Annotated in this window: 1 protein-coding gene; it reads left to right on the top strand. The window is 62.7% G+C overall.

The genetic code is table 11. The annotated features are described in order from the left end of the window. Positions 1 to 456 (top strand): ABC transporter substrate-binding protein (locus AC2JF9_RS09120; protein WP_500727133.1); only part of this gene is annotated, 456 nt, incomplete at both ends.

Genomic DNA, 456 nt, shown 5'->3' on the forward strand with positions numbered 1-456 from the left:
ATGTACATGTATGCGGGGGCGGGCTTCTTCTACAACAAGGACCGGATCAAGCAGCCGCCGAAATCCTGGTCGGAGTTCTTCGAGCGGGCCGGCAAGGGCGAGTTCGGCAGGTCGATCGCGCTGCCCGACATCCAGTACGCCTGGACGCCCGCCTTCATCTGGACCTACGCCAAGGCGCTGGGCGGGGGCATCGACAACCTCGATCCGGGCTGGAAGGCGCTTCGCTCCGTCAAACCCCACGTCGTCAAGTTCTGGAGCACGGCCGGCGAGATCGAGCGGATGATATCGACCCGGGAGGTCGATATCGGCGTGTTCTGGGATGGCCGCGTCCACTCCATGGCCGAAAGTGGCGCCAAGTTTCTCGGCTTCCAGCGCATGGATTCCGACATCCTGATTTCCGGCGTCGCCAGCCAGGTCGTCAAGAACGGGAACGAGAAGCTGGCCCTCGAATACATC

Source organism: Lactobacillus sp. C449L (assembly GCF_059900815.1).